We start from the raw sequence: 2,401 nt of genomic DNA on the forward strand, positions 1-2,401 counted from the left end.
TGAGACGGTGTTCCCCCGGGAACGCTGGGCGAGGACCTTCCGGTCACTCGCCCAGCTCATCCTCGAAGAGTTGGCCCAGTCGTTGGGGTATCCACCGCCGAACTTGTCGGAGTTGCTGTATCGTGACGCCCGCCAACCAGAGAAATCACGCCTCTTACTCAGCGAACGAGTGGCTGAAGCCTTCATGAGGCGATCCAGTGCTTAACCGAACACCAATGGGTGTCAGAGTATCAGACGGATATCAACGCTGCGCTCAACATTGCAGATAGATACGACCCTGCTGGAGAGAGCCAGCCCCGAACCTGCTCGAATTCGGGCGAGAAGGTGGCTGGCGATGACTCTGGCGGGGATGGGGCCTGTTTGACCGGGCCACAAGACACGCTCGCGGAGACTGAGTCTAGCACCCAGAGCGATACTGGCACTGCGGGGGCGAGGTAGATGAGGCGAGCGCGCATGCGTCTTGAAACCGTGAAGGCCTAACTACGAGTGGCCGAAATCACATGATGGGATTCCACGCCCAGGGCGTGGAGGAGGTCAAGTACAATAAGCCTCCTGAATATTGCTGCCTTGAAATCCCAGATGACTATGACCTACATTTCGCAGGTGGCGGAGTGGTGGACTGAACAGCCAAGAAAGTTCACAGGTTTTCTGCTGTTGTATATTCTGTTGGCAGTATATTTTTATAAAGTTACGCGGACCAGCGGTCGAGAGGTTAGGAACCCCTCGCCTTAACCGCTAGGCTACACGCCCCGATACAAGCTGGATCTCACGTAGAATAAACAGTTACTTTTCGGATTCGGTGTCGGTTTCCGTCACCGTCGTCCATTCGAATTCGGTCTCGGCGGATTCGGTGTCGGTTTCCGTCACCGTCTCGTCGTCCACCCGCGCCCTCGGCTCGTCGTCAGCGATCTCGCTGCTACCGGCGGACGACGTCCCCGCCTCTTGCATCTCGCGGAGCTCGTTCTCGACTTCCTGGCGGCCTTTCTTGAACTCGCCTATCGCCTCGCCTGTCGAGCGCGCGAGCTTCGGAATCTTGTTTGCACCAAAGAGCAGAACCGCGATGAGCAAAATCATCGCGAGTTCCATTCCACCGGGAACCGGCCCAAATAGTGGTATCATTCCGTATATCCTCTAATTATTGGTTACCCACTCACAATTATGACTTATTAGGCTTACGATTAGAGGGAACCGATTATAGCGAACGAAGAAGAAACGAGCGAGCAACCCTTGGATTCGGATCTTATAGGATTGCAGGCGAGAATACCACGCCCTTGAGGGCGTGGATGAATCGCCGTCTTTGTTCACTTTCACTGCACGGTGCAGTCTTAGGTGCGTTTCGTGCGTATCCTTCACTGTCGATTCGATGGAACCCCATCGGATACTGACAGTCCGACAACTGGCAGTTGACTCGGTGTTTGCCTCATCAAATAAGTAAGCCCTCGAACGCGCAGACCGACACAAAATAATCAGATACCTCCGAATCCATCGCTGGATAGGACTAACGGTGCCGTGGCAGTGCCAGCACCTCGTCGGGGTGTAAACTGTAACCATCCCAACTCAGCAAGACCGGCTTGTGGGAGCCCCGCGTCTTTAGCCGCGGGAGGATGTCACGCTTACTCGATCGCGAACGGGATTCTCCACCTCGATCGATCGGAAGACGTTGACGCCATCATCGTCGGACGAGGCGGCGGCAGTGATTCAAATTTCCAACCATTCGATTCCGAACAGGTTACGGAAGCCATCTTCACTGCGAACACGCCGGTTGTGACCACAATCGGGCATACTGAAGACTGACTTATCGCTGATCAGGTCGATTTAGTGTTTCTTATCACTTAATTCATGTTAACTGTATGTATCGCTCCTATGGCGAATAATAGAAATCCGGCGACAAATAGGAGACGATGCATTGTTATGTGTGACCGCATGACGTTCATATATATTCAAACACTGCATCTACTATTGTTATACACAGCCTGAACGATAATAGTGAAAGCTTGCGAACTCTTTTGGTTACTGGTGTAGCCACTCGATCTATATAGCTAGACGATTGATGACAAGGCTAGTCATAACTATCTCGTCCCGTCTAGAATCACTGTACCACCGGAAGAAAAAGTAACACTCCATACTAGGTGTGGGTCCAATTCAGCCTCTTAGCCATATTGGAGGTCAGGAAGTGCTGCCAAGAACAACGGTGGCGACACGATCATCATCACGAACGCAGACGGGACAATGGTACTCGAAAAGCAATATACCGAGCGTGTCATAGAAAGCCTCCCAAGGGAGGCCGCAGGGTTTTGAAACTGTGTCCAGCAGTACCAACGCCCTGCAAGACGTCGCTTCGGTAGACGACTTTTTGAATGCGGCGGCGACCGAAACAGTACCGCTGTTCGAACACCTTGAA

The 2,401-nt window shown here is 52.8% G+C and carries 2 protein-coding genes and 2 pseudogenes; 3 read left to right on the forward strand and 1 reads right to left on the reverse strand.

The window, feature by feature from the left end:
• Positions 1 to 205: pseudogene (locus ACR3FF_RS26730) on the forward strand (IS4 family transposase); the annotation flags it as partial.
• Between the two features lie 578 nt (positions 206 to 783).
• Here the strand turns inward: ACR3FF_RS26730 and ACR3FF_RS26735 are convergent.
• Positions 784 to 1,119: a Sec-independent protein translocase subunit TatA/TatB gene (locus ACR3FF_RS26735; protein ID WP_458191106.1), complete on the reverse strand. Its 336-nt coding sequence runs from the start codon at positions 1,117 to 1,119 to the stop codon at positions 784 to 786.
• Positions 1,120 to 1,515: 396 nt separating this feature from the next.
• Between ACR3FF_RS26735 and ACR3FF_RS26740 the strand changes: the two genes are divergently transcribed.
• Entirely contained in the window at positions 1,516 to 1,794 is a 279-nt protein-coding gene (locus tag ACR3FF_RS26740; protein WP_458191107.1) for an exodeoxyribonuclease VII large subunit, read from the forward strand.
• 508 nt (positions 1,795 to 2,302) lie between these two features.
• A pseudogene (locus ACR3FF_RS26745) lies at positions 2,303 to 2,401 on the forward strand (IS5/IS1182 family transposase); the annotation flags it as partial.

This window comes from Haladaptatus ordinarius (genome assembly GCF_054177595.1).